Annotated in this window: 19 protein-coding genes and 1 pseudogene; 14 read left to right on the plus strand and 6 right to left on the minus strand. The window is 71.9% G+C overall.

The window, feature by feature from the left end; all coding sequences use genetic code 11:
• A partial coding sequence (locus ACIGXJ_RS17935; protein WP_399646018.1) for an integrase core domain-containing protein occupies positions 1-477 on the plus strand: 477 nt, incomplete at its 5' end.
• Here ACIGXJ_RS17935 and ACIGXJ_RS17940 read toward each other — a convergent pair.
• Entirely contained in the window at positions 474-1,670 is a 1,197-nt protein-coding gene (locus tag ACIGXJ_RS17940) for a cytochrome P450 (protein ID WP_399646020.1), read from the minus strand. The two genes, ACIGXJ_RS17935 and ACIGXJ_RS17940, sit on opposite strands and share 4 nt — an antisense overlap.
• 379 nt (positions 1,671-2,049) lie before the next feature.
• Between ACIGXJ_RS17940 and ACIGXJ_RS17945 the strand changes: the two genes are divergently transcribed.
• From ACIGXJ_RS17945 to ACIGXJ_RS17955, 3 genes are all read left to right on the plus strand, one after another.
• Positions 2,050-2,772, plus strand: a complete 723-nt coding sequence (locus ACIGXJ_RS17945) for a dienelactone hydrolase family protein (protein WP_399646947.1) — start codon at positions 2,050-2,052, stop codon at positions 2,770-2,772.
• Between the two features lie 358 nt (positions 2,773-3,130).
• Positions 3,131-5,311 (plus strand): discoidin domain-containing protein, encoded by a 2,181-nt coding sequence (locus ACIGXJ_RS17950; RefSeq protein WP_399646022.1) that lies wholly within the window; start codon positions 3,131-3,133, stop codon positions 5,309-5,311.
• A 117-nt stretch (positions 5,312-5,428) separates the two neighbouring features.
• Positions 5,429-6,517, plus strand: a complete 1,089-nt coding sequence (locus ACIGXJ_RS17955; RefSeq protein WP_399646025.1) for a DUF1996 domain-containing protein — start codon at positions 5,429-5,431, stop codon at positions 6,515-6,517.
• 130 nt (positions 6,518-6,647) lie between these two features.
• Here the strand turns inward: ACIGXJ_RS17955 and ACIGXJ_RS17960 are convergent.
• A pseudogene (locus ACIGXJ_RS17960) lies at positions 6,648-6,755 on the minus strand (TROVE domain-containing protein); the annotation flags it as partial.
• A 159-nt stretch (positions 6,756-6,914) separates the two neighbouring features.
• Here ACIGXJ_RS17960 and ACIGXJ_RS17965 point away from each other — a divergent pair.
• The 6 genes from ACIGXJ_RS17965 to ACIGXJ_RS17990 all read left to right on the plus strand — a co-directional run bounded on the left by ACIGXJ_RS17965 (position 6,915) and on the right by ACIGXJ_RS17990 (position 12,624).
• Entirely contained in the window at positions 6,915-7,511 is a 597-nt protein-coding gene (locus ACIGXJ_RS17965; RefSeq protein WP_399646027.1) for an HD domain-containing protein, read from the plus strand.
• A 393-nt stretch (positions 7,512-7,904) separates the two neighbouring features.
• Positions 7,905-9,110, plus strand: coding sequence for a pectate lyase (locus ACIGXJ_RS17970; protein WP_399646949.1), 1,206 nt, complete (start codon positions 7,905-7,907; stop codon positions 9,108-9,110).
• Between the two features lie 515 nt (positions 9,111-9,625).
• On the plus strand, positions 9,626-10,897 hold the full coding sequence (locus ACIGXJ_RS17975; protein ID WP_399646030.1) for an ATP-grasp domain-containing protein: 1,272 nt from the start codon (positions 9,626-9,628) through the stop codon (positions 10,895-10,897).
• Positions 10,894-12,108, plus strand: a complete 1,215-nt coding sequence (locus tag ACIGXJ_RS17980) for an MFS transporter (protein ID WP_399646033.1) — start codon at positions 10,894-10,896, stop codon at positions 12,106-12,108. The genes ACIGXJ_RS17975 and ACIGXJ_RS17980 overlap by 4 nt, the downstream gene beginning before the upstream one ends.
• 46 nt (positions 12,109-12,154) lie before the next feature.
• A complete protein-coding gene (locus ACIGXJ_RS17985) occupies positions 12,155-12,304 on the plus strand; it encodes a hypothetical protein (RefSeq protein WP_399646036.1) in 150 nt (49 codons plus the stop codon).
• Positions 12,301-12,624: a chorismate mutase gene (locus ACIGXJ_RS17990; protein WP_399646038.1), complete on the plus strand. Its 324-nt coding sequence runs from the start codon at positions 12,301-12,303 to the stop codon at positions 12,622-12,624. Before ACIGXJ_RS17985 ends, ACIGXJ_RS17990 begins: the two co-directional genes overlap by 4 nt.
• A gap of 28 nt (positions 12,625-12,652) precedes the next feature.
• Here the strand turns inward: ACIGXJ_RS17990 and ACIGXJ_RS17995 are convergent, their stop codons facing one another.
• Positions 12,653-14,188, minus strand: a complete 1,536-nt coding sequence (locus ACIGXJ_RS17995; protein ID WP_399646041.1) for a PLP-dependent aminotransferase family protein — start codon at positions 14,186-14,188, stop codon at positions 12,653-12,655.
• Between the two features lie 323 nt (positions 14,189-14,511).
• Here ACIGXJ_RS17995 and ACIGXJ_RS18000 point away from each other — a divergent pair, with 323 nt between their 5' ends.
• The gene (locus ACIGXJ_RS18000) at positions 14,512-14,760 is read left to right on the plus strand and encodes a DUF5133 domain-containing protein (RefSeq protein WP_399646044.1); all 249 of its coding nucleotides are present in this window, start codon (positions 14,512-14,514) and stop codon (positions 14,758-14,760) included.
• A gap of 173 nt (positions 14,761-14,933) precedes the next feature.
• On the opposite strand, the gene ACIGXJ_RS18005 is transcribed toward ACIGXJ_RS18000, so the two are convergent.
• The gene (locus tag ACIGXJ_RS18005) at positions 14,934-16,130 is read right to left on the minus strand and encodes a globin domain-containing protein (RefSeq protein WP_399646046.1); all 1,197 of its coding nucleotides are present in this window, start codon (positions 16,128-16,130) and stop codon (positions 14,934-14,936) included.
• Positions 16,131-16,258: 128 nt separating this feature from the next.
• Entirely contained in the window at positions 16,259-16,738 is a 480-nt protein-coding gene (gene nsrR, locus ACIGXJ_RS18010) for a nitric oxide-sensing transcriptional repressor NsrR (RefSeq protein ID WP_399646048.1), read from the minus strand.
• Between the two features lie 162 nt (positions 16,739-16,900).
• Here nsrR and ACIGXJ_RS18015 point away from each other — a divergent pair, with 162 nt between their 5' ends.
• Together ACIGXJ_RS18015 and dps are read left to right on the plus strand one after the other, a co-directional pair.
• Entirely contained in the window at positions 16,901-17,281 is a 381-nt protein-coding gene (locus ACIGXJ_RS18015) for a cupin domain-containing protein (RefSeq protein WP_399646051.1), read from the plus strand.
• Between the two features lie 242 nt (positions 17,282-17,523).
• Positions 17,524-18,081 (plus strand): DNA starvation/stationary phase protection protein Dps, encoded by a 558-nt coding sequence (gene dps / locus ACIGXJ_RS18020; protein WP_399646053.1) that lies wholly within the window; start codon positions 17,524-17,526, stop codon positions 18,079-18,081.
• 182 nt (positions 18,082-18,263) lie between these two features.
• Here dps and ACIGXJ_RS18025 read toward each other — a convergent pair whose 3' ends face one another.
• Complete coding sequence (locus tag ACIGXJ_RS18025; protein ID WP_399646055.1) at positions 18,264-18,428, minus strand: hypothetical protein; 165 nt, start codon at positions 18,426-18,428, stop codon at positions 18,264-18,266.
• 181 nt (positions 18,429-18,609) lie between these two features.
• On the opposite strand from ACIGXJ_RS18025, the gene ACIGXJ_RS18030 reads away from it, so the two are divergent.
• The gene (locus ACIGXJ_RS18030; RefSeq protein ID WP_399646057.1) at positions 18,610-20,361 is read left to right on the plus strand and encodes a beta-galactosidase family protein; all 1,752 of its coding nucleotides are present in this window, start codon (positions 18,610-18,612) and stop codon (positions 20,359-20,361) included.
• Positions 20,362-20,414 lie beyond the last annotated feature (53 nt).

A 20,414-nucleotide genomic window follows, 5' to 3' on the forward strand; every position in this document is an offset into this window, starting at 1 on the left:
GGCCGGGCCACCCGCAGCAGCATGGGCTTCGACTACGTCCACTCCGCCGTCGACGACCACTCCCGCCTCGCCTACAGCGAGATCCACCCCGACGAGAAGGTCACGACCTGCGCGGCCTTCCTGGCCCGCGCGGCCGCGTTCTTCCAGGAGCACGGCATCACCCGCATCGAGCGGGTCCTGACCGACAACGCCTGGGCCTACCGCAAGGGCCTGGCCTGGAAGGCCGCCCTCGCAAACCTCGGCGCGACCGGCAAGCTCACGCGTGCCTACCGGCCACAGACCAACGGCAAGGTCGAACGCTTCAACCGGACCCTGCTCGACGAATGGGCCTACCTGCGGCCCTACACCTCGAACACCGAGCGGACAGCGGCCCTGGCAGACTTCCTCCACACCTACAACCACCACCGCTGCCACACCGCACTCGGAGGCCAGCCACCCATCAGCCGCGTCAACAACGCTGCGGGTCAATACACCTAGCGCGCGAACCGCACCGGCAGCGACCGCGGGCCCCGGATCATCAGGCCCGGGCGCCAGCTGATCGCGGCCGGGTGGATGTCGAGGGCCAGGTCCGGGCAGCGTTCGAGGAGGGTCCTGATGGCGATGCGTGCCTCCAGGCGGGCCAGCGGGGCACCCAGGCAGTAGTGGATGCCATGGCCGAACGACACATGGCCGCGGGCGTCGCGGAAGATGTCGAAGCGGTCGGGCGAGTCGAAGCGTGCCGCGTCGCGGTTGGCGTCGGCCAGTGCCACGAGGACCAGTTCACCGCCGCCGGGGATCTCCGTGTCCCCGATGGTGACCGGCTCGGTGGTGAAACGGTAGGTGGGGGTCTCCACCGGGCCGTCGTAGCGCAGCATCTCCTCGACCGCCTCGTCGACGCGGTCGAGGTCCGCCCGCAGCGCGGCGAGCTGGGCGGGATGGGTGAGCAGGGCCAGGACCCCGTTGGAGATGAGGTTCACCGTCGTCTCGTGCCCGGCGACGAGCAACAGCCAGGCCATGCCGACCAGTTCCTCGAAGGACAGGCCGTCCGGGCCCTGCCGGGAGCCCTCGATCAGCGCGCTCAGCAGGTCCTCGCCCGGATGCCGTCCCTTGTCCTCCACCAGCTCCCGCATGTACCGGGCCATCGCCTCGGCGGCGGCCTTGCGGTTGTCCGGGTCGGTGGCGGTGATCGCTTCGTTCGACCAGGCGCGGAAGGACTCGCGGTCCAGGTCGGGAACCCCGAGCAGCTCGCAGATCACGGCGATGGGCAGCGGGAAGGACAGCGCCTCGACGAGGTCGGCGCGGCCCTCGCCGGCGGCGAGCATCCGGTCGAGCAGCAGGTCGGTCGTCTTCTGGATCCGCGGGGCGAGTCCCTCCACGCGGCGCGCGGTGAACTCCCGTGCCACGAGCTTGCGCAGCCGCGTGTGGTCCGGCGGGTCGGCCCGCAGCATGTGCGGTCCCGCCGACACGGCGCCCAGGCCGAGGTCCGGTGACGCCTTGCTCCAGTCCTTCGAGAGGCGGTCGTCGGTGAGTGCCGCGCGGCCGGCCTCGTATCCCACCACGAGCCACGCCTGCGCGCCTCCCTCGGGCATACGGATCCTGTGCACCGGGCCCTGCTCCCGCAGCCGGGCGTAGACGGGATACGGGTCGCGGGTGAAGGACTCACCGAGCGACGCGAGGTCGACGATGCTCATGCGCTGCTCACCTCTCGGGCGGGAAACTCCGGCCATAGTGTCTTTGTCGCGACAGCGGCCACCCCCGAAACAGCGTGATTCGGCCTGCATACGCCGCTATTTGGCCGATCGGCGTGGTGGCCGTGGTCCGCGACGCCGGGCTGCGCGGCCGGGTGCCGGACACCCCACCGGCACGGCAGGGCCTCGGCCGGAAGAACTCGCTGGCGGACCACGGCGAACCGCTGCTACGTTTCCGGAGGCCGTGCGAGAGAACGAGGAGGTGGTACCCGTGAACGCTGTATCCACATGGGTGCTCCCCTCCGGGGTCACGGCCGGGCGATAGGTCGTCCGGGAGCGCCGTTCCAGCGCACTCCCGAAAGGCACGACCATGCGATTCCCGCTGCGCTTCACCTCCGAGCAGCGCCTCGACGACGGCGTCGTCGAGCGCGAGTTCACCCTCGGCGAGATCCCCGGCACCCTCTGGACGCCCGGATCCGCACCGGCCCCGCTGATCCTGATGGCCCACAACAACGGCCTGCCCAAGGCGGAACCCCGGCTCGTAGCCCGGGCCCGCTACACCGCGGCGCGCGGCTACGCGGTGGCCGCCATCGACGCGGCCGGATGCGGTGACCGCCCCCGGTCCGCCGACGAGGAGCGGGCACGCGCCGAATTCCGGCGGGCCATGCAGGCGGGCGAGCCGGCCGACGAGGTCTTCGAGTCCTACATCGGCCCGCTCGTCCACAACGCGGTCCCGGACTGGCGGACCACCCTGGACGCCCTCCTCGAACTCCCCGGGATCGAGGGCCCGGTCGGATACTCCGGGGGCTGGGCCGCCCTCGGCATCCGCCTGGCGGTGGCCGAGCCGCGCATCGCGGCCGCGGGCTTCTTCGCCGGGGGCTATGTGCCCCGCGCCCAGCGCGAGGAGGCCCGGCAGATCACCGTTCCGCTGCTGTTCCTGCTGCAGTGGGACGACGAGGGGAACCCCCGGGAGCGGGCCCTGGAGCTGTTCGACGCGTTCGGCAGCAAGGAGAAGACGCTGCACGCCAATCCGGGCGGGCACACCGGCACCCCGTGGTTCGAGCTGGAGGACGGATGCCGGTTCCTGGACCGGCACCTGAAGTAGAGGAAGGGGCGTCCGGCCGGCGCCGCGGACGAGTGGCGGTGCCGGCGAGGATGCGGGGAGGTCGTCCGGGAAGGGCCGGGACGGCCGGGCACGGACGGCCCTCGGCTGTGCCGCCCACGGTAGTTCACGACTTAAATCAAGCCAAGTAAAAAACCGCCCTCCCCCTCCTTGACCGATGCATGACCACACGGCATGGTCGGAGAACGCTCTCCCACGGCCGTGTCCCGGCGGCCTCGCCCCAGCCGTCTCCGGCCGTCAGGCCGGCGCGGCCACCGAAGGGGTCCCGCCAGGGCCGGCCGCGGCGTGCCCACGGTCGGCGCGGCTCGCCCTTCGGTGAACCGACCCGTCAGGAGCACCCGTGCCCAGACCGACCGTCACCGTCCGCCCACGGGGCCGCCGTACCGGCAGAGCCCTGCCGGCACTCGGCGCCCTTCTCGCCTCCTCGCTCACCGCGGTGGCGTCCGCCCCCGCCGCCGGCGCGGCCGGCACCCTGCTGTCGCAGGGCCGGCCCGCGACCGCCTCCTCGCAGGAGGGCGACGGCTACGCCGCCTCCGCCGCGGTGGACGGAAACCTCACCAGTACCCGCTGGGCGAGCCGGTGGAGCGATTCCCAGTGGCTCCAGGTCGACCTCGGCCAACAGGCCGACCTCACCCGCGTCGTCCTGACCTGGGAGGCCGCCTACGGCAAGGACTACGAGATCCAGGCCTCCGACAACGGCACCGACTGGCGCACCCTGACGAAGGTGACCGGCGGTGACGGCGGCACCGACGACCTCGCCGTCTCCGGGACCGGCCGCCACGTCCGTATGCAGGGCCTGGCCCGGTCCGGCGGATACGGCTACTCGCTGTGGGAGTTCCAGGTCTACGGCTCACCCGCCGGCAGCACACCACCACCGGCCACGGGCGCGGTGAAGGTCGAGGGGAGCCAGGGCGACTGGCGCCTGACGGTGGGCGGGCAGCCGTACACCGTCAAGGGTGTCACCTGGGGCCCGTCGACCGCGGACGCCCCCGCCCATCTGCCCGGCGTACGGGCCATGGGCGCGAACACGATCCGCACCTGGGGCACCGACGGCTCCACCGAGCCGCTGCTGGACGCCGCCGCGGCCAACGGCATCCGGGTGATCAACGGGTTCTGGCTGCAGCCCGGCGGCGGCCCGGGATCCGGCGGCTGCGTCGACTACCTGACCGACACGGCCTACAAGAACGCCGTGCTCACCGAGGTCGCCAGGTGGGTCGACGCGTACAAGGGCCACCCGGCGACACTGATGTGGAACGTCGGCAACGAGTCCGTCCTCGGCCTTCAGAACTGCTACGGCGGCAGCCAGTTGGAGACGCAGCGCAACGCCTACACCGGTTTCGTCAACGACGTCGCCCGCGAGATCCACGGCCTCGACCCCGCCCACCCGGTCACCTCCACCGACGCCTGGACCGGGGCCTGGCCCTACTACAGGCGCAACGCGCCCGACCTCGACCTGTACGCGGTGAACGCGTACCGCAACGTCTGCAAGGTCCGTCAGGACTGGACCGACGGCGGCTACACCAAGCCCTACCTCATCACCGAGACCGGCCCGGCGGGGGAGTGGGAGGTCCCGGACGACGCCAACGGCGTCCCCGACGAACCGACCGACGTGCAGAAGGCGAACGGATACACCAGCGCCTGGAACTGCGTCACCGGCCACCGGGGCGTGGCCCTCGGCGCCACCCTCTTCCACTACGGCACCGAACACGACTTCGGCGGCGTCTGGTTCAACCTCCTGCCCGGCGGGCTCAAGCGGCTGTCGTACCACGCCGTCAAGCAGGCCTACACCGGCTCCACCGCCGGCGCCGACACCCCGCCCGTGATCAGCGGCATGACCGTCGACGAGGCGTCCTCCGCCCCGGCGGGCGGCGAGTTCACCGTGCGCGCCGACGTCCGCGACCCCGACGGCGACCCCGTCACCTACAAGGTCTTCCTCAGCGGCGTCTACGCATCCGGTGACAAGCGGCTCGTCCCGGCGCAGTGGCGCGCCACCGGGAACGGCACCTTCGCCGTGACCGCGCCCCAGCAGCTCGGTGTGTGGAAGGTGTACGTCCAGGCCGAGGACGGACACGGCAACGCCGGCATCGAGACGAGGTCCGTCAAGGTCGTCGCGCCACCGGTCGGCGGCACCGACCTCGCGCTGAACCGGCCCGTCACCGCCTCCTCCTTCCAGTCCTCCTACGGCGACTGCCCCTGCACTCCGGAGTCGGCCGTCGACGGCCGCGCGGACGCCCGCTGGGCGAGCGACTGGAGCGACCCCCAGTGGATCCAGGTCGACCTCGGCACCGCCAGGCCCCTGCGCACCCTCCAGCTCGTCTGGGACCCGGCGTACGCGAGGTCGTACACGGTGCAGGTCTCGGACGACGCCGCCGACTGGCGTCCGGTGTACTCCACGAGCACCGGCGACGGCGATGTCGACACCATCGGTCTGTCGGCCACGGCACGCCACGTCCGCCTGTACCTGACGGCCCGCGGCACGAGCTGGGGCTACTCCCTGCGCGAGATCGGCATCTACGGCTGACAGTCGTCCGGCCGGTGACGGCGGGCCCCCGCCCGCCGGGCCGGCCGTCCCACTCCGGCGTGGCGCCCAGCGACGCGACGCCGGCCCCCTCACCCCACCTCACGGGCAGGAGATCCCATGAGAGCCAGTCCGAAACGCCTCCCCGCACTGCTCCTCGGCACGGCACTGATCGCCGTCACCCTCGGCATCGGCACCATCGCCTCGGCCACCACCGACTCCGGCACCGGGCAGGACGCCCCGGCGGCCGCCGCCCACAGCGGGCACGACACGGCGGTGTCCACCCAGGCCTCCGGCGACGACCCGGACGGCGACGGATACATTCCGGCCGTCCCTCAGATCACCGGCGTGCAACCCTCCACGGCCACCCCGCCGGCCCGCTACTTCCACGAGTTCCAGGCCAACTGCTCGGTCACCCACACCGCCCCCGACGACCCGATCCTCTACCCCGGCCAGCCCGGGAAGTCCCACGACCACACCTTCATGGGCAACACCTCGACCAACGCCCACAGCACCACGGCCTCCCTCTACGGCGCCACCACCACCTGCAGGGCGCCTGGCGACGCGTCGGGCTACTGGATGCCCTCGCTGTACAACGGCGAGCGGAAGATCCTGCCGATCGGCCCCCAGACCATCTACTACAAGGCGGGCGTCACCGACTACACCAGCGTGCGCCCCTTCCCCAAGGGGCTGCGCTTCGTGGTGGGCAGTCCTACGCAGAGCGCCGAGGAGTTCCGCCGTCACCGCGGCTTCGTCGAGGGCTGGGAGTGCGGTGACAGCTACTTCAACACCGACTTCCCCGCGAGCTGCCCCAGCCGGCCGGACGTCCAGCTCAACATCCGCTTCCAGGCGCCCAGTTGCTGGGACGGCAAGTACCTGGACACACCGGACCACAAGAGCCACATGGCCTACCCGGTCGTCAAACCGGGCACCAACGACAACATGTGCCCCGCCGGCCATCCCGTCGCCCTGCCGATGATCGAGTTCAAGATGGCCTTCCCGGTCAACGGAGACATGTCCCAGGTCCGCCTGGCCGGCGGCCGCGGCTACTCCTTCCACTACGACTTCTTCAACGCCTGGGAGGAGCGCACCCTCAAGGCGCTGGTCGACCACTGCATCGTGGGCGGCCTGCAGTGCGACGCCCGCGGCTACGACCAGACCCACCCCGAGGCGGGGGCGGCCCTGAACAGCGACTACCGCCTGCCCTGATCACCGACTGCCTGCCGCATCGAGCGACGTACCGGTGCCGCACGGCCCGGCCCCCCGCCGACGAGCGGGGCGGCCGGGTCCGGCCCTTCAACTGCCGTACGGTCGCGCGGAGTCAGGAGTCCCACGGCCAGGCCGACGCGTCGTCGCAGACCCCGGCCTCGTCGAAGTTCCGCAGGTTCCGCAGCAGCGCCATGGGTGCCATGGCGGGGATCACGGCTTCCCAGACCGCCGCGTCGAGAACAAGGCCGCGGGGCGGGGCACCAGCGATTGACCGCGACGCCGTCGCGGTGCACGCGGCGGCGGTCCTCGTGGCCGTCGGCCCGGACATGCCGCGGCCGTGGTGAGCTCGTCGCACCGTCGCCCACGGGCGGGCCCCGGCGCCTGCTAACCTCCGCCGGTGGCTCTTCCCAGCGTCGACGACATCCGCGCCCTGCACGAGAAGTACGCGCCCACCCGGCAGGTGTTCGACCTCGCGCACACGCACTGCGAGATCGTGTGGAGCATCGCCGAGAATCTGATCGGCCACGCCGCCCCGCAGGTGGACGCCGACCTGGTGCGCACGGGCTGCCTGCTGCACGACATCGGCGTCTACCGCCTCGTCGACGCCCACGGACACCTCGACCACGCGAACTACGTACGCCACGGAGTGCTCGGGCACGAGATCTTGCGGCAGGAGGGCTTCCCGGAGGGGATCCGCCGCTTCGCCTCCTGCCACACGGGCACAGGCCTGACCAAGTACGACGTGGTCACCCAGGGCCTGCCCCTGCCCGCGTGCGACTACCTCGCGGAGACCCGGGAGGAGCGACTGGTCATGTATGCGGACAAGTTCCACACCAAGAGCACCCCTCCCAAGTTCCTGTACGCGGCCACCTACGCCCAGCATGTCGCCCGCTTCGGCAGTGAGAAGACCGAGGCCTTCGACGCCCTGCGCGCCGAGTTCGGCGACCCGGACCTCACGGCCCTGGCCACGCGGTACGGGCACCCGCTGGTGTAGCTCCGGCGGCCGGCTCCTGCGCACAGGGCTGTCTCAGAGTCATTCCGACCCACTGAACCGTTCCAATAGAAAGCGCTTGCACGACCGTTGACACCGGTGCCGGGCCGACACCAGTCTGTGGCACACGGCCCGAAGGGGTGACCGGTCAACTGCGGCCATGCGAACGGTGGTCGAGCCATGCCCGCATGCAACTGAACCGGTGTATCTCCCGCTTGGCGGTCGAAGCTCCACCCCCACCCTGTGCCCCCACGGGCGCTCGCAGCGAACGCCGCAGCAGGCGAAAGGAATCCCACAGTGAGCACACGACACGTCCATCGCAGGAGGCGCGGCCGTCTCGCCGCGTCTCTCGCGGCGGCCACGGCACTCATCGGCGGTGGTCTCACCGCCGTGATGATGAGCGGTTCGGCCTCGGCGGCGCCGGCGGCCGGTACGTACACGCTGAAGAACGCGGGCAGCGGTCTGTGTCTGACGGTGCCCGGTGCGGGCACCTCCACCGGCGTGCAGCTGGTGCAGGACACTTGCAAGGGCACCCCCGAGCAGACGTGGAAGCTGGCGGCCTCCGGCAGCGGTTACACCCTGGTCGCCGCGCACAGCGCCAAGTGCGCCGGCGTCCGGGACGCCTCCACGAGCGCGGGCAAGCCGGTCGACCAGCAGACCTGCGCCGGCACGCCGACGCAGGTGTGGACCCTGGCCCAGATCAGCGGCGCCACGTACCAGGTCGTCAACAGCAACGGCGGCAAGTGCCTCAACGTCAAGGACAGTTCGACGGCAGCCGGCGCCCCGGTCCAGCAGAACTCCTGCGACTCGGTGACCAGCAAGCGCTGGACCTTCACCGCGTCCGGCACGGTCCCCACGGACCCGACGCCCACGCCGACCAGCACGCCGACCACCACCCCGCCGGGCTCGTGGCCGTCATGGCCGACGGCCAACGGCAGCCAGGCCGTCTCCGCCACCATCCTGGTGTCGGGCACCTACGACGGTGGCATGAAGCGCTTCTACGGCAGCGGTGACCTCGGCAGCGGCGACCAGAGCGAGAGCCAGCCGCCGATGTTCCGCCTCGCCGACGGGGCCGTGCTGCAGAACGTCATCCTGGGCGCCCCGGCCGCCGACGGCGTCCACTGCGACGGCGCCTGCACACTGAAGAACGTCTGGTGGGAGGACGTCGGCGAGGACGCGGCCACCTTCCGCGGCAGCTCCAGCTCGCTGGTCCGCACGATCGAGGGCGGCGGCGCGAAGAAGGCATCCGACAAGGTCTTCCAGTTCAACGGCGCCGGCACCCTGATCGTCAGGGGCTTCCAGGTCGAGGACTTCGGCAAGCTGGTCCGCTCCTGCGGCAACTGCTCCACGCAGTACGCCCGGCACATCCAGGTCTCCGGCACCAAGGTGACCGCCCCCGGCACCTCGGTGGTCGGCATCAACACCAACTACGGTGACACGGCACGGTTCTCCGACATCACCATCTCGAAGGACTCCGGCCGCGACATCGACATCTGCACCAAGTACAAGGGCACGACCAGCGGCGAGCCCACGAAGATCGGCACAGGTCCGGACAGCACCAACTGCTTCTACACCTCGTCGGACATCCACTACGTGGACTGACCCGCCGACGGCACGCCACCCGCACCACCACGAACCAGCCCCGGCCGGGCCTCCCGCCCCGCCGGGGCTGCTCACTGCCCGGGACGGGACGGGGCGGGGCAGGGCGGGGGATGCCGTGCAGGCGCTCGACGTCCGAGTCGAAGCGCCGGAGGCAACCGGCGAAGGCCGCGATGTCCTCCTCCGCCCAGCCGGCCATGACGAGTCCAGGCCGGCGACGAGGCCCGTGCGTACCTCGTCCGGACGCGGCTCGCCCTGTCGGTGATCCGGAGCTTGCGGGCCATGCCGCCCTCCGGGTCCGGGATACGCCCGACGAGCCCCGGCCCACAGCGGTCCCCCCCGCTGCCGAAGTGGCCTCACGCAATACCCCGTAATTGGTCACCGCCAGGAACCCGCCCTCTTCCTACAGTCGACCCGTCGTCAACGGCCCCCAACGAAAGGGACGTTCCGCACGGGGACGCCCTGACGGCCGCGCCGGTCCGCCGAAGCCGGGCCCACTCATGGACGAGGAGCAGCACATGAACCGTTCGATCCTGGTGATCTACCGGCCCGAGGCCGGACGTTACGCCGCCCAGTTCCGCAGCATCGTGGCCACCGCGGCCGGCCTCGGCGTGGCGACCGTGGTGCTGCTGCCCGCAGGCCGGCAGGCACCGGAGGCCGAGGGCCTGGCCCGGTACCACGCCGACCTGGACGACACGGCGGCCGTGCGCGCCGCCGTCGGCGAGATCGTCGCCGAGCACCCCGTCGAGCGCGTCTTCCCGCTGTTCGAGGGGGACGTGCTGCCCGCCGCCCTCGCCCGCCGCGACCACGGCATCCCCGGCCTCACCCCCGACCAGGCGCTCAACTTCCGCGACAAGAACGTGATGCACCGCCGGGCCGAGGAGCTGGGCGTGCGGGTCGCCCGGTCCTGCCGCCCGGACACCATCGGCGCCGTCACCGAGTTCGCCGAGGACGTGGGCTACCCCGTCGTCGTCAAGCCGTACGCGGGATGGGCCTGCGGACGCACCCACCGGGTGGACGGTCCGGGCGAACTGGCCCTCGTGTGGGAGGAGATGGGCGACGACCGGCACGACTACCGCGTCGAGGAGTTCATCCGCGGCACCGAGTACCACGTCGACTCGCTCTTCAAGGACGGCGAAGCCGTCTTCGCCCAGCTCTCCCGCTACACCTACTCCGTCCTGGAGTACCGCGACGAGCCGGGTGGCACCGTCTCCCGCAAGTACGGCCTGTCGGCGGGTGAGCAGCGCGTCCTGGACCTCAACACCGTGGTGCTGCGCGGCCTCGGACTCACCACCGGGGTGGCCCACGCCGAGTTCTTCCTGCCGGACGACGGCGACGTGGTGTTCGGTGAGGCCGGCGCACGGGCCGGCGGAGGATCCATCGTCCCGGCGATCGAGGCCGGACGCGGCATCAACCTCGCGGGGGAGTGGTGCCGTCTCGAACTCGACCCGGCACACCGCACCGAGGCCCGGCTCGGCCCCGAGACCGGCACCGAGTACCTCACCTCGGACCGGTACGGGCACATCACCGCCATCACCACCCCGGCCGAACTGAAGGAGATCGACGGGGTCGTGGACGCCGACGTGTGGAAGCAGGCCGGTGACGTCCTCGCCCCGCCGGCCGCCTCCAACGACGTGCTCGGCTGGTACGTGTGCCAGGGCACCGACTTCGAGGACATCCGGGCCCGCTTCAAGGCCGTACGGGACGCCTTCCGCGTGGAGACGACTGCGGCCGCACCCGGCGGGACGGCCGCATTCGCCGCCACCGCGGGCGGGCGGGCGCGGCGATGACATGGCTGACCCGGCTGGGACAACTCCCGCTCCCGCTGCGGGTGCTGTTCCTCGCCTCCTTCATCAACCGCGCGGGCATGTTCGTCTTCCCGCTGCTCGCCGTCTACCTGGTGCGCGGCAAGGACGTCAGCCCCGGCGAGGCGGGACTGCTGATCTCGGCCGGCAGCACCGGCCTGCTCGTGGGCAGCCTGCTGAGCGGGCCCCTGTGCGACCGGCGCGACCGGCGCACGGCCCTGCTCACCGCGCTCCTGCTGAACGCCGCGGGCTATCTCGGCCTCGCCGTGCTGGACGGGCCGCCGTGGACGTACGCCGGACTGCTCTTCGTCGCCATGGTCGGCATGGGCATGTTCGGCCCGGCGTCCAACACCCTGGTCGCCGACCTGACCGGGCCCGACCAACGGCCCTTCGCCTACACGGTGAGCTACATCGGCAACAACCTCGGCATGGGCATCGGCCCCCTGCTCGGTGGCCTCGCGGCGGCGTACTCCTACCACGTCATGTTCGCGGGCAACATCGTCGCCGGTCTGCTGTGCGCCGCGCTCATCGCCCGCTGGATTCCGTCCGACCGGCGCGACAGGACCAAGCACCGCAAGGAAAAGGCGCGTCCGGGACCGCTGGGCCACCACCACGTGCTGCTCCTGGTGCTCGTGTCCTTCTTCTACGTCGTGCCGCTGATCGGCCTTGAGTACGCGCTGCCGCTCGCCGTCACCACGGTCCTGCACGAGTCGGCGGGGCTGGTCGGCGTCGTCTACACCGTCAACAGCGTCGTCGTGGTCGGCCTCGGACTGACCATGGAGAAGCGCATACGGGGCCACGGCACCAAGCCGCTGCTGCTGGCCGCCGGAGCCCTGTGGGCCGCGGGACTGGCCGTCATCGTCGTGGGGTTCTCCCTTCCGGCGATCCTGCTGTCCACCGCGATCTGGACGCTCGGCGAGATCATCGCCTCGGTGGTCGTGCCCACGTACATCGCCGACCACGTCGACGAGCGCAGGGTCGGTACCTTCATGGCGCTGAACGGCTTCGTCCTCGGCCTCGCCCGCCTCACGGTGCCCGCGGGCCTCGGCGTCCTGTGGACCGCCCAGGGCCACCGGCCCGTCTTCCTCACGCTGCTCGCCGCACCGATCGCCGGCATGGCCGCCTACGCCGTACTGCGCACCGCGCCCAGGACCACCGCCCGCCCGGCGCGGCCCGCCGCCGCGGCCGGTACCTAGATCACCCGCCCGTACGCACGCCCGCACGATCAGGAGAACCCACACCATGCCCACCGCCACCCGCGCCCCCGCCGGCATCGAATTCGACACCGCGTGGGCGAAGTTGCGCAGGCCGGGCGACGAACGCCACCGTTCCCAGAGCGCGGACAACGCGTACACCGCCCTCCACGGCCTCGACGAGGTGACCGCACCATGAGCGACATGGACAGGATCGAGGAACTGCGCGTCTCGATCGACGCACTCGACCGGCAGATCATCGCCCTGCTCGCCCGACGCACGGCTGTGGTGCGCGAGTTGACCGAGTTCAAGCAGGACGAACAGACCGTCCGCTCCCCCCGCCGGGTGGAGCAGGTGATCGACAAGGTGCGCTCGCTCGCCGACGCGCAGGGCATGCCGCCCGCCATCGCGGAGGCCGTGTACCGCACCCTCATCCATGAGCTGACCGACCTCCAGTTGCGCCGGCTCGCCGAACGCCGGGCCGCCGCACCTGCTACCGACGCCAACACGGAGACGTGACCCGCCGGCCCACCGCCTGGCCGGCGGATCAGCCACGCCCCCTCGCCTCGCGCACCGCGGCGGCCAGCAGGGCGACGCCCTCGGTGATGCGGGCCGTGGGCAGCGCGGCGTAGCCCATCAGGAACGTCGGTTCGCCCGGCGGGTCGAGCACGAAGTAGCCGGACGCCGGATACACCCGCACCCCGCGTCCGGCCGCCCGCTCCACGATCGCCCCCTCCGGCACCCCGCGCGCCCCGGTGAGGCCGGTCAGGACGTGCAGCCCCGCCGCCTCCCCGGAGACCCGCACCCCGGTGCCGAAGTTCTCGGACAGTGCCTCCAGCAGCCGCCTTCGGCGCTGTCGGTACAGCCGCGTCATCCGGCTGAGGTGGCGGGCGTAGGCACCCGTCGCGATGAAGTGGGCGAGCGCCTCCTGGGTCACGGTCGGGGTGAGCCGGTCGGTGATCCACTTGATCCCGAGGAACGGCTGGACGAGGTGCGGCGGCAGTACGGCGTAGCCGATGCGCAGCGCCGGGAAGAGGGTCTTGCTGAAGCTGCCGACGTGGACGACGGTGCCGTGGTGCCGCTCGGCGGCGAGGGCGGGCAGCCGCTCCTCGGTGAAGGTGAACTCGTTGTGGTAGTCGTCCTCCAGCACCGTCGCGCCGCGCTCGTGCGACCAGGCGATCAGGGCACGGCGGCGGGCCCGCGACATGATGAAGCCGGTCGGGAACTGGTGCGACGGCGTCACGTACACCACCTTCACCTGCTCCGGGTCGTGCCCCTGCGCGCGCACCCGGTCGTCGATGTCCGCGACCCGCAGGCCCTCCTCGTCGACGGGAACGGGCACCACGGCCGCGTCGGAACACCCGAACACCTGCCTCAGCACGGTATGGCTGGGGTCCTCGATGACGACGACGTCGCCCGGCCCGACCAGCATCCGCACCAGGATGTCCAGCGCCTGGGTGGCGCCACCGGTCACCATGATGTGCTCCGGGGCGGCGTCGACCGCCCGGCTCCGCCGCACCAGCGCGGCGATCTCGGCGCGCAGGGCCGCCGAGCCCTCGGCCGGGCCGTAGCCGAGCGCGGCGGCGTCGGCCCGCCCGTACGCCTCGTGCATCGACTGCCGCCAGCGGGCGAGGGGGAACGCGGCGAGCGCGGGCGTGCCGTGCCGGAAGTCGAGGGCGGTGCCGGTACGGCGCAGGACGGGCGGCGGCTCCCACGGCTGCCACAGCGGGTCGCCCTCGTCGGTGGGCCGGGGCGGAGCGGGAACCGGCGGCACGGACCTGGCCGGGGACACTGCCCTGCCGGTGGCCGGCTCCGTCGTCCCGCCGGCCGGAAAGTCCGCGACGCGGGTGCCCGAGCCGCGCCGCGCGGTCACCACCCCTTGGGCCCGCAGCAGTTCGTAGGCCCGGATGATCACCGTCCGTGAGACGCCCAGCTGCTGGGCGAGCTCGCGGGAGGCCGGCAGGGCGTCCCCGGGACGCAGCCGCCCCGCGCGCACGAGAGCCGTGACCTGGTCGCACACCTGCTGCTGAAGCGTCGTACCGCTCACCCGGTCCAGAGCGATGAGCAGCTCGGTCGATCCCACGCCGTTCCCCCACCCCCGGACCGCGTACGGGAACGCGGTGTCCGAGGAGTCGTCCTGTCGCGGTAGGACGCTATCACCCGCCGTTCTCACGGCAGTTCGCCCACCGCTCGACCGAGGCGCCGGCCTGCCCGGCCGCCCCGCCCTCCCTGCCCGCGCAGCGCCGTCTCCCCGGCTCCGCACGAGAGATGCATACGGTGATCGGTTCCGGGCACACGGTCGCCGTAGACGTCATGACTCCTGCTGGGGTGCCACCCGTCGGACCCCGGCGCACAGGTGCGGCGGGCCCGCTGGCGCGGCTCGCTTTCGACAGAAGGGATGTCGCCGTGTTGCTGCCCGCGGAGAAGGAACTGCGCGCCGTGCTGGCCCGTTTCGCCGAGGCCCGCTTCCGCCATGACCTGCAGCCCACCGGCCGCTCGAGCCGAGAGCTGGAGGACACCTCCTACACCCTCTGCGTCATGACGGGGACGCGGTCCGTGGACGAAGCGCTCGCGGCCGCCGACGTGCTGCTGGAGAGACTGCGGATGGAGCGTCAGGGGGCCCCGGCCCGGGCGGAACAGGGTCTGGCCGCCTGACCGGACCGGGCAGCGGGGCCGGCCCTCCTCGGCCTGGGCATCACACCGCGTGGACGCGGATGCCCGGGCCGAGGAGGGCCGTCGCCTTGACGGCCTCGGCGGCCACGTGGAGCAGGTGGGCGCGGGAGCGGGGCGGGCTCTCTCTCATGGTGTGCGCTCCCTGATGCTCCGGCTCAGTCCTGGCCGAGCCAGAGGTCGGGCCCGAAGACCTCGTAGTGGATGTCCTGCGCCGGCAGGCCCCCGCGCAGCAGGTCACCGCGTACGGCCCGCATGAACGGCAGCGGCCCGCACAGGTAGGCGGTGAGTCCCTCCGGAAGTTCCAGCGCGCTGACGTCGGCCTGGCCGCGTGCCGCCTCGGGCGCGCTCTCGCCGGGCTCTTCGTACCAGAGGTGCAGCGTGGCGTTCGGCAGCGCGTCCACCAGCCGGCGCAGCTCGTCGCGGTGGGCGTGGTCCTCGGGAGAGCGGTCGGCGTGCAGCACGGTCACCTGCCGGCCTGACTCCTGGGCGGCCAGGTGGTGCAGCATGGACAGCATCGGCGTGGTGCCGACGCCGGCCGACGCCAGCAGCAGCGGCCCGTCGCCGTCGGGCAGCACCAGGTCGCCGAACGGGGCGGACACGGTGAGCAGATCGCCGGTGCGGGCGTGCTCATGCAGCCAGGTGGAGACCTCGCCCTCCGGCCCCTCACCGCCCTTGACCCGCTTGACGGTGATGCGCCACTGCTGTTCACCGGGTGCGTCGGAGAGGCTGTACTGGCGTATCTGGCGGGCACCGTCGGGCAGTTCTGCCTGGACGCTGACGTATTGACCCGGGCGGAACGCCCCGACGGGCCGGCCGTCGGCCGGGCTCAGGAGGAAGGACACCGTGTCCGGGGTCTCCTCGCGCCGTGCGGTGATCCGCATCGACCGCCAGATCTCGCCCTCGGGGGTGCCCGCCTCCTGGTAGAGGCGGCTCTCGGCGGCGATCAGGGCATTGGCCATCAGCCAGTAGACCTCGTCCCACGCGGCGGCCACGTCCGGGGTGACGGCGTCCCCGAGAACCTCGCCGATGGCGGCGAAGAGGTGCTGGTGGACGAGCTTGTACTGGTCGGACGAGATGCCGAGCGAAGCGTGCTTGTTCGCGATACGGGCGAGCATCGCGTCCGGCCGGGCGCCGGGCCGCGCCACGAGCATGCCCGCGAAGGCGGCGATCGACCCGGCCAGCGCCTGCTGCTGCTCCCCGTTGGCCTGGTTCCCCCGGTTGAACAGGTCGCGCAGCAGCTCGGGACGGTCCTGGAAGAGCTTGTCGTAGAACAGCCGCGTGATCTCGCCGATGGCGGCGCCGACGACGGGCAGCGTGGCACGGATGACCGGGGTGGACTGCTCGGAGAGCACAACGACTCCTAATTGGTAGATGATCTTCGTGTTTTAGGCTGTGCGTCGGCAGCCTCGCGGGCTGCGGGGTCTACGGCTTACGGGTCTACGGGCTTACGGGCACAGTCGGAGCGGCTGGGCCCACGGGCCTACGGGCCTCCATGGCCACTGGCCTGCGGATCTCGGTCGGAGCGGCGTGTGGCGGCGAGTCCGAGGAGGACCGGCCCGGTCGGCGAGCCGACCAGATCGGTGACGGTGATCGGCTCCAGGGTGGCGTAAAAGGCCTCATGCGCATCGCGGAGGGCACGGCGGAGCCGGCACGCCCCCCGCAGTGGACACGGCTGCTCGCCCTCGCAGGCGACGACCTCGCCCTCACCCTCCAGCTCCCTGACCAGCCAGCCGACGGAGGCCCGGCGGCCGAGGTCGGTGAGCGCCAGCCCGCCGCCACGGCCGCGCCGGGCCTCGACCACCCCCAGATGTTGCAGGCGGGTGACCGCCTTCGCCATATGGGTGGCCGGTACGCCCATGGCCTCCGCCACCTCCTGGGTGGTCGAAGGACCGTCCTGCTCGCCAACCGCCAGGCGCATCACGGCACGCAGCGCCAGGTCGGTGAACTTCGTCAACCGCACAGCAGGACGCTAGCAAACACGCATGTAGCATTCGTATTCGGGGTGGCGGACGAGCGATGTCGGACGGGTCACACCCCTCGGGTCCGCCCGTGGAGCGACCACCGACGGCAGACCCGCACCGGAAGCGCGTGACCGCAAGACGCACACTGGAGGACGGCGAGCATGACTGACCAGGGGAGCGCACGGGTCCTGTGCGACGTGGACGCGCTCGTGGCCGACGGATCGGTGCCGGGCGGAGCGGCGTGGCGGCTGGCCGAGCCGGCCCGTCAGCTCGACGCCAACCTCGTCCGCATCCCGCCGGGCGGACACATCCCCGCCCATGTCGAGCCCCACCTGGACGTCCTCGTGCTCGTCGTCGCCGGCGACGGCACGCTCGACAGCGACTCCGCCGGCTCCGCCCCCCAGCCGCTGACCCCCGGCAGCCTCGTCTGGCTCCCGCACGGCAGCACCCGGGGCCTCACCGCCGGCGAGTCCGGCATGTCCTATCTGACCGTCCACCGCCGCCGCCCGGGCATGCAGATCCAAGCCCGCCCCGGCGCGTGAAGCCGCCGTCACCGTGATCGCGCCCGTACGGTGACAGGCCCGTCGGAGATCAGGGGGGCGGGGCAGTCGCTGAGCCTTGCCGCTGCTCAGGAGCCTGTACCGGGAAGGACGCAGTCGGCAGGCCGCGTCGCCCCTTGTTCGTCCGAGGCGGTGAGACATTCGGAAAACGAGGATGTCTGGCTCGGCCGGAACGGGGCACCGGAGGTTATATGCCGATGACCCGTGAAGAACCGAGGTGGACCATGACACAGGACCTGACCCCCAAGTACACCGTCCCGGGTATCGAGCGTGAGGCGGCCGGACGGCTGATCGGACTGCTGCAGCAGCGGCTGCACGCGCTGAACGATCTCCATCTGACGCTCAAGCACGTGCACTGGAACGTGGTCGGGCCGCACTTCATCGCCGTGCACGAGATGATCGACCCGCAGGTGGACCGGGTCCGGGAGATGGCCGACGACGTGGCCGAGCGGATCGCGGCGCTCGGCGGCGTGGCCCAGGGGACACCGGGCGCGCTGGTGAGCGAGCGCGCCTGGGACGACTACTCCATCGGCCGCGCGGACGCCATCGCGCACCTCGGGGCGCTCGACCTGGTGTACACGGGCGTCATCGAGTCGGTGCGAGCCGCGATCAAGCAGGCCGGTGAGATCGACCCCGCCACCGAGGATCTGCTCATCGAGCAGCTGCGCGATCTGGAGCAGTTCCAGTGGTTCGTCCGCGCCCACCTGGAGAGCTCGGGCGGCACCCTCTCCACCGGCCAGGCGCACACGGAGCAGGAGGCCGCGCGGGCCGGTGGGTCCTGAGGCGGCCTGAGCGGTACTGACCAGGAGCGCCGCGCCCGCCCCGTGCGGGCGCGGCGCTCCTGTGCGTCCGCGCTCGGACGGGCTGGAGGGGGCGCAAGGGCTGGAGGGGGCGGAAGGGCTGGAGGGAACGGGCGAGGCCCTTGCCGGCGGCGGGTCCGGCGAGCGTGGCGCGGTGGCCGGGCCTACCCGTCCGCGGGCGGCGACCAAGCGTCGAGGACGACGGCCGCGGGCGGCGACCAAGCGTCGAGGACGACGGCCACGGGCGGCGACCAAACGTCGAGGACGCCGACGAGCGTGACCACGCCGATCGCGGCTGCCCGGCCGAGCAGGGCCGGGCCTTCGGCCATGGCCGGGGAGGGCCGGTGACGCGGCCGCCCCGCGCATGACGATCCCCGGCCGGACCGATTTCCTCACCCCTGGCCCAACTCGTCTCAGGGCAAGGCTTGTCACCTGTGTATGTTTACGTAAACATGAGGAGGTGTGCGGCGATGCCGCAGCACTCCCTTGACGCACAGGAGCACGCAGTCCATGTCCGTACTTGAGATAGACCACACAGGGTTCCTGCTCGACGGAAAGCCGTTCCGTCTCCTGTCCGGCGGGCTGCACTACTTCCGCGTCCACCCCGACCAGTGGGCGGACCGGCTGCGCAAGGCGCGCCTGTTGGGCCTCAACACCGTCGAGACGTACGTCCCCTGGAACCTCCACCAGCCGCGGCCGGACCGCTTCAGCACGGACGGCCCGCTCGACCTGCCGCGCTTCCTGGAACTGGCCGCGGCCGAGGGTCTGTACGTGCTGCTGCGCCCGGGCCCGTACATCTGCGCCGAGTGGGAGGGCGGCGGTCTGCCCTCCTGGCTGCTCGCCGAGCCCGGCATCCGGCTGCGCTCACGCGACCCGCGCTTCCTCGCCGCGGTCGACGACTACTTCGCCCTCCTCATCCCCGCCCTGCGGCCCCACCTCGCCTCCCAGGGCGGACCCGTCCTCGCGGTGCAGGTGGAGAACGAGTACGGGGCGTACGGCGACGACACCGCCTACCTGGAACACCTCGCCGCCATGCTCCGCCGCTGCGGAGTCGACGTGCCTCTGTTCACCTGCGACCAGCCCGCCGACCTCGAACGCGGTGCCCTGCCCGGTGTCCTCGCCACCGCCAACTTCGGCAGCCGCTCCGGCCACCACCTCGCCGAACTGCGCGCCCGGCGCCCCGAATCACCTCTGATGGCCACGGAGTTCTGGATCGGCTGGTTCGACCGCTGGGGCGGGCACCATGTCGTCCGCGACGCCGACCAGGCGGCCCGGGAACTGGACGAACTCCTCGCCACCGGCGCCTCCGTGAACTTCTACATGTTCCACGGCGGCACCAACTTCGGCTTCACCAACGGCGCCAACGACAAGCACACCTACCGGCCCACCGTCACCTCCTACGACTACGACGCACCCCTCGACGAAGCCGGCGACCCCACCGAGAAGTTCACCGCATTCCGCGAGATCATCGCCAAGTACGCGCCCGTGCCCGACGAACCGATCCCGCCGCGCGGCCCCAAACTCTCCCTCGAACGCGTCCCCTTGACCGACAGCGCCTCCCTGCTGGCGTGCGCCGGGGAACTCGGCGAGGCGACCCGCTCGGAACGGCCGCTGACGATGGAACAGCTCGGCCAGGACTTCGGCTTCGTCCTCTACGAGACGGTCCTGCCGCACGCCGGACCGGCGCTGCTGGAGATCGAGCAGGTACGCGACCGCGCCCAGGTCTTCCTGGACGGCCGGCCGGTGGGCGTGCTGGAGCGCGAGAACCACGAGCACGCCCTCGCCTTCACCGTGCCCCGGGCCGGCGCCCGGCTGTCCCTGCTCGTGGAGAACCAGGGCCGGGTGAACTACGGCCAAGGCATCCACGACCGCAAGGGCCTCCCCGGCCGGGTGCTCCTGGACGGCGCCGACCTCACCGGCTGGACCTGCCGGCCCCTGCCGCTGACGTCCCTGGACCGGGTGCCGTTCGCGCCGGCCACCGCCACACCCACCGGGCCGGCCCTGCACCGCGGGACGTTCGAACTGACCGAGACCGCCGACACCTTCCTCCACCTCGACGGCTGGACCAAGGGATGCGCCTGGGTCAACGGATTCGCCCTCGGCCGGTACTGGTCGCGCGGCCCGCAGCGCTCCCTGTACGTACCGGCGCCCGTCCTGCGCACCGGCACCAACGAGATCGTGCTGCTGGAACTGCACGCCGCCCACCGCCCGCGCACCGTCTCCTTCCGCGGCACCGCGGACCTCGGCCCGACCGAGGAGTGACACGGACCGTCCGTGTACGAAGGGCCGGGCACCGACTGGATGTCGGTGCCCGG

Source organism: Streptomyces sp. NPDC053367 (genome assembly GCF_044545925.1).
GTDB lineage: Bacteria > Actinomycetota > Actinomycetes > Streptomycetales > Streptomycetaceae > Streptomyces.

Bases quoted from the DNA above. Each gene is read 5' to 3' on its own strand.
- ACIGXJ_RS17970 (WP_399646949.1), top strand. From the start codon at position 7,905: ATGAGCGGTTCGGCCTCGGCGGCGCCGGCGGCCGGTACGTACACGCTG.
- ACIGXJ_RS17955 (WP_399646025.1), top strand. From the start codon at position 5,429: ATGAGAGCCAGTCCGAAACGCCTCCCCGCACTGCTCCTCGGCACGGCA.
- ACIGXJ_RS17980 (WP_399646033.1), top strand. From the start codon at position 10,894: ATGACATGGCTGACCCGGCTGGGACAACTCCCGCTCCCGCTGCGGGTG.
- ACIGXJ_RS17990 (WP_399646038.1), top strand. From the start codon at position 12,301: ATGAGCGACATGGACAGGATCGAGGAACTGCGCGTCTCGATCGACGCA.
- ACIGXJ_RS18030 (WP_399646057.1), top strand. From the start codon at position 18,610: ATGTCCGTACTTGAGATAGACCACACAGGGTTCCTGCTCGACGGAAAG.
- ACIGXJ_RS18025 (WP_399646055.1), bottom strand. From the start codon at position 18,428: ATGGCCGAAGGCCCGGCCCTGCTCGGCCGGGCAGCCGCGATCGGCGTG.
- ACIGXJ_RS17985 (WP_399646036.1), top strand. From the start codon at position 12,155: ATGCCCACCGCCACCCGCGCCCCCGCCGGCATCGAATTCGACACCGCG.
- dps (WP_399646053.1), top strand. From the start codon at position 17,524: ATGACACAGGACCTGACCCCCAAGTACACCGTCCCGGGTATCGAGCGT.
- ACIGXJ_RS17940 (WP_399646020.1), bottom strand. From the start codon at position 1,670: ATGAGCATCGTCGACCTCGCGTCGCTCGGTGAGTCCTTCACCCGCGAC.
- ACIGXJ_RS18015 (WP_399646051.1), top strand. From the start codon at position 16,901: ATGACTGACCAGGGGAGCGCACGGGTCCTGTGCGACGTGGACGCGCTC.
- ACIGXJ_RS17975 (WP_399646030.1), top strand. From the start codon at position 9,626: ATGAACCGTTCGATCCTGGTGATCTACCGGCCCGAGGCCGGACGTTAC.